This is a genomic window from Hydrogenimonas sp., assembly GCF_029933015.1.
Taxonomy (GTDB): Bacteria; Campylobacterota; Campylobacteria; order Campylobacterales; family Hydrogenimonadaceae; genus Hydrogenimonas.
Window position 1 is genome coordinate 1 of sequence record NZ_JAOZOZ010000115.1, and the last position, 5,112, is coordinate 5,112.

A 5,112-nucleotide genomic window follows, 5' to 3' on the forward strand; every position below is an offset into this window, starting at 1 on the left:
GAGGAGAGCGACGTCTTCAACTTCGGCGGGCATCTGGAGTACGACTTCACCGACGCCGTCACGGGAAGTGTGGATGTCGGCTATCTGAGCGAGGAGCGCAAGGGGGTCTACGTGGGCTATTTCCACCCCACCAACTACCAGCCCCAACCCGGCAAGAGACTGCCCGCCTACAACGTGCCGGTCAATTCCGACGACGACAACGAGCGGCTCGATCTTTCGGCCGATCTTCGCTACATGGCTACCGATACGCTCGATCTGAAAGCCAGGGTCTACTGGAGCAGTTACGAAAAGCGCAACACCACGACCGCCAAAGAGTATGCCGACATGGGATATGCCGCCGAAAAGGATTCGGCCGCCAGCGGGATGAATGCCGACGTGGACATCGTGGTGGGCGAGCTGACGGCGACCTGGATGCCCGTCGACGCCCATCTGGTGACGGGCGGTGTCGAATACAGGGACGAAAACCGCAAGGCGACCGTTTTCAGACAGGGAAGCGGCATGAGCGAAAAGAGCGTCTACTACCAGGCCGCCTATCTGCAGGACGAGTGGAGCGTCACCGACGCTCTCGATCTGATTCTAGGAACCCGCTACGACACCATCAGCAACGCCGACGACAAGGCGACTTTCAGAATCGGCGCGCTCTATACCTTCAGCGAGGCTTTGAGAGTCCGGGCCAACTTCGCCCAGGGGTACCGCACTCCCGACATCAGAGAACTCTATATCTTCAAAAACACGCCAAACGGCCTGCAGGTGGGTGCCGATGTGATGGGGTACGACCTCAAGCCCGAAGAGACCGACGCCTACGAAGCTGCGCTGGCCGGAAGGTGGAAGGCGTTCGATTACGAAGTGGTCGCCTTCTACAACGATGTCGAAAACATGATCCAGCAGGTCGTCCGCCCTTACGGGACCAATCCGCGGGCGCACACTTTCGAAAACATCGGCGACGCCAAGACCTACGGCCTGGAAACCAGCGTCGGTTACCGGTTCGACGACACTTTTCATCTGGGGCTTTACTGGAGCGAACTGCGCACGGAAAACGAACAGACCGACAAAGATCTGCCCTTCAATCCGGAAAGAACCGTCATGGCGACACTGGATTATGCGCCGACAAGCGGCCTGAACCTTGCGATTTCGGGCCGATACGTGGGTGAGCAGTACTACATGCAGATCGAAAATCGCGGAGCGCCCACCGAGTCCCAGCGATGGAGCAAGACCGATGACTATACCGTCGTCGATGTCAGCGCGTCGTGGCGATGGAGTGAAGAGATCGAACTCTTCGCCGGAGTGGACAACGTCTTCGACGAAAAGGTCGACGATGTGCTCGGTTCGAGTGTGGGGCCCTTCATCTACGGCGGTGTACGCATGAAACTCTGAAAAGTTGATAGATATCAATGATAATTAATATCAAAAACACTATAATGTCGAAAAAATTTAACAGGAGTTTGAATGATCGGTAGAAAAATCGTTATGGCGCTTTTGATAAGCGCGTCGTGGCTTTTGGGTGCAAAGCTCGACAAAATCGTCATCGCCGGTCCGTCGGCGACCGTTTCGCATCCCGTGTTTCGTATGATCGAAAACGGTGCTTTGAACGATTACGCCAAGAAAGTTGAGTTTCGCCTCTGGAACAATCCCGATCAGCTTCGGGCCATGATCATCAACAAGGAGGTCGATTTCGTCGCCGTGCCGACCAACGTCGGCGCGATCCTCTACAACAAAAAGCAGCCGATCCGGCTGCTCAATGTATCGATCTGGGGCATTCTGCACATTCTGGTACGCGACCCCAAGATCAAAACGCTTCACGATCTCAAAGGCAAAACGCTCGTCGTGCCCTGGCGCGGCGACATGCCCGATATCGTGTTGCAAACCGTGATGGAGAAGGAGAACCTGAGCCAAAAAGATATCCGTCTGCTTTACGTCTCCAACCCGATGGATGCGGCCCAGCAGCTCATTATGCGTCGCCAGGACAACGCCCTTTTGCCAGAACCCGCCACTTCGATGGTGCTTCGCAAAACCAAATCCTTTCCCGTCAGTGTCATCGCGCCCGAACTCTACCGTGGCATCGATCTGCAAAAGGAGTGGGGAAGGGCTTTCGGTATCGAGCCGAAAATCGCGCAGGCGGGTATGGCCGTCGTCGGAAAGATGCGACAAAACGACGAAGTGATCGAAGCCTTCATGAAAGCTTACGACGAAGCGGCGAAGTGGTACAAGACCCACCCCGAAGAGGCGGCGAAACTGGTCGTGAAATATACGAAAATGTTCAACGAAGAGGCGATCGCCGATTCGATCGCCCATGTGCAACTCGATGTGGTTCCCGCCAAAAAAGCCAAAGAGGATGTCGAGTTTTTCTTCAAGCAGTTGCAAAAGAGAGACCCGAAAATGATCGGCGGCAAACTTCCGGATGAAGGGTTCTACCGCTAAATGGACGCCGTCAAGAAGATCGTACGGGACTTTCCCGCCTTTCTGTGGGGCGGATGGGGCGCCATCGCGGCCATCTTTCTCTTCATCGCCGCATGGGACGTGGGCAACCAGTTTTATGGAGATATGATCCTTCCCTCGCCGCTGGATACCTTCGCCAACCTTTTGAAGCTCTTTGAAGACGAAGCCTTTTTGCAAAACCTCTCCATCACCGTCGATCGCGCCCTGGTGGGCTTTGCCCTTTCGATGGGCGTGGGAACGGCGCTGGGGTTGCTGGCGGGATTTTTCGTCACCGCCTCCATCACGAGCCGTCCCATCGTGACGATCCTGATGGGCATGCCGCCCATCGCCTGGATCGTGCTGGCGATGATCTGGTTCGGCATGGGGGATGCGACGGTGGAGTTCACGGTCTTTGTCGCGTCGATGCCCATCGTCTTCATCGGGGCGCTTCAGGGTACGCGCACCCTCGAAGACAAGTTCGAGGAGATGGCCGATACCTTCAGGGTTCCGTGGACGATGAAATTCACCGACATCTACATCCCCCATATCTTCTCCTACATCTTTCCCGCGTGGGTCAGCGCGCTGGGGATGGCGTGGAAGATCGTCGTGATGGCCGAACTGCTGGCCACCAGCGACGGCATCGGCGCCCAGCTGGCCCTGGCCCGCAGCCAGCTCGATACCGAAACGGCGCTGGCGCTGGTCGTGGTGATGGTGGGGCTTTTGATGGTGGTGGAGTACATTTTCCTCGAACCGATCAAGCGGGAGGTGGAAAAATGGCGCGACTGAAAGTGGAGAATCTCACCTTCTCCTTCGGCTATCAGACCATCCTCGAAGATATCTCCTTCGAGCTGAAGGAAGGAGAAGTCCTCTCCGTCGTGGGACCCAGCGGCGGCGGCAAGACCACGCTGCTGCGGCTCTGCGCCGGCTTGCTGGATCGCCAGGAAGGGACGATCGAAAACAGCTTCGCCACCCAGGCGATCGCCTTTCAGGATCCCCGCCTGCTTCCCTGGCTCGATGTGCTCGACAACATCGCCTTCGGCCTCAAGGCCCGGGGCGTTCCCAAAGCCGAACGCCTCGAAAAGGCGCGCGAAATCGCCCTGCGTTTCGATCTGGAAGAGGAGGATTTCGACAAATTTCCCAAAGAGCTCAGCGGAGGCATGAGCCAGCGGGTCTCCTTCGCCAGGGCCCTGGTGACCCGGCCCGATCTGCTCTTTCTGGACGAACCGTTCTCGGCGCTGGACATAGGCCTCAAGCGGGAGCTGCAAAACCATGTCATCGAACTGATCGAAAGTAAAGAGATCACGATCTTTTTCATCACCCACGATCTGATGGAGGCGATCCGTCTCAGCGACAAGATTCTTCTGCTCGAACCCGATCCCGGCCGAATCGTCGAGACCTTCGCCTTCGACCTTCCCCAGAAGGAGCGAACCGACGAGTGGGTCTACACCCAGACGGCCAGGCTGCTTGCCCACCCAAAAATCATCGAAACCTTCGAACTGGAGCTGAAATAGATGGAATGGAAAATCTTTCTGACGATCTTCGTTTCGATCTTTGTGGCCGAGATGGGTGACAAGACCCAGCTGGCGACCTTCGGATTCGCCGCCGGCACGGAGCACTCCAAATGGCTCGTTTTCGCCGCGTCGGCCCTGGCCCTCGTGGCCACCAGCGCCGTGGCCGTGCTTTTTGGCGAAGCGATCTCCCGCTATATAGGAGAGCGGATACTCGAAATCGTCTCGGGTACGCTCTTTGTCATTATCGGTCTTTGGACCCTCAAAGGAGCCCTCTGATGGCCGCCACCAAACACTACGAATCCTATCCCGAAGGGGAGTTTCCGATCTGGCTCGCCTACGGCTTTCGGCCCGCTTTTTTGCTGATGGCGCCCTATATGGTGCTTTCGATCCTGCTTTGGGTGCTTCACTACGCCGGCTACCTGCCGCTGCCCATGATCGGCGATACGATGAGCTGGCACATCTACGAGATGCTTTTTGGCGTCGGATTTTTGGGGATGGCCGCCTTCATCTTCACCGGGGCTCCCGAGCTCTATCCCGGCACGGTCCCCATCGTCGGCCCCACGCTGCGCAACATCATGGCGCTCTGGATCGCCGGGCGCGTCGCGTTCTGGCTTTCGGGGTGGATCACGCTCTATCCGGCGATGGCGATCAATGTGGCGCTGTTTGCCTGGCTTACCGCGCTGGTGGCCAAACCGATCTTCAAAGACCCGGCCAAACGGCATGTGAGCATCGCCTACGCCTTCGTGGCGGTGCAGGCGATGCAGGTGTGGTTCTACCTCTCGGCCGCGGGATGGGTGGCGACATCGCCGCTGGCGGTGCTCAAGGCGAGCCTGGGGGTCTTCATGGTGCTCATTGTCCTGGCGATTCGTCGGGTCAATATCGAGGCGGTCAACGAGACCCTGGAGCAGGAGGGGTACGAAGAGATCTTTTTCGCCAGGCCTCCGGCCTATAACCTGACGATCTTCATGATCGCGCTCTATACGACGGTGGAGTTTTTCTGGCCCGAAAACCGTGCCCTGGGATGGATCGCCCTTGGCACGGCGGCGGCGAGCCTGGCGATTCTCAACGACTTCATCGCCTACGACGAGACCAATCTCTTTTTCAAGCGGCTGATCGCTTCGCTGATCCTGCTGCCCGTGCTCATCGCCGCCGGCTACGCGCTGATCGGCTACAACGATCTGGCGGG

The 5,112-nt window shown here is 57.6% G+C and carries 6 protein-coding genes; all 6 read left to right on the forward strand.

What is annotated here, in order from left to right; all coding sequences use genetic code 11:
• On the forward strand, window positions 1-1,374 hold a 1,374-nt coding region (locus Q1K23_RS07495), incomplete at its 5' end, for a TonB-dependent receptor (protein WP_300363524.1).
• 72 nt (window positions 1,375-1,446) lie between these two features.
• The gene (locus Q1K23_RS07500) at window positions 1,447-2,418 is read left to right on the forward strand and encodes an ABC transporter substrate-binding protein (RefSeq protein WP_300363525.1); all 972 of its coding nucleotides are present in this window, start codon (window positions 1,447-1,449) and stop codon (window positions 2,416-2,418) included.
• Window positions 2,419-3,201, forward strand: a complete 783-nt coding sequence (locus Q1K23_RS07505; protein WP_300363526.1) for an ABC transporter permease subunit — start codon at window positions 2,419-2,421, stop codon at window positions 3,199-3,201.
• On the forward strand, window positions 3,189-3,926 hold the full coding sequence (locus tag Q1K23_RS07510; RefSeq protein WP_300363527.1) for an ATP-binding cassette domain-containing protein: 738 nt from the start codon (window positions 3,189-3,191) through the stop codon (window positions 3,924-3,926). Before Q1K23_RS07505 ends, Q1K23_RS07510 begins: the two co-directional genes overlap by 13 nt.
• Window positions 3,927-4,202, forward strand: coding sequence for a TMEM165/GDT1 family protein (locus Q1K23_RS07515; RefSeq protein ID WP_300363528.1), 276 nt, complete (start codon window positions 3,927-3,929; stop codon window positions 4,200-4,202).
• A partial coding sequence (locus tag Q1K23_RS07520; RefSeq protein ID WP_300363529.1) for an NnrS family protein occupies window positions 4,202-5,112 on the forward strand: 911 nt, incomplete at its 3' end. The genes Q1K23_RS07515 and Q1K23_RS07520, both read left to right, overlap by 1 nt.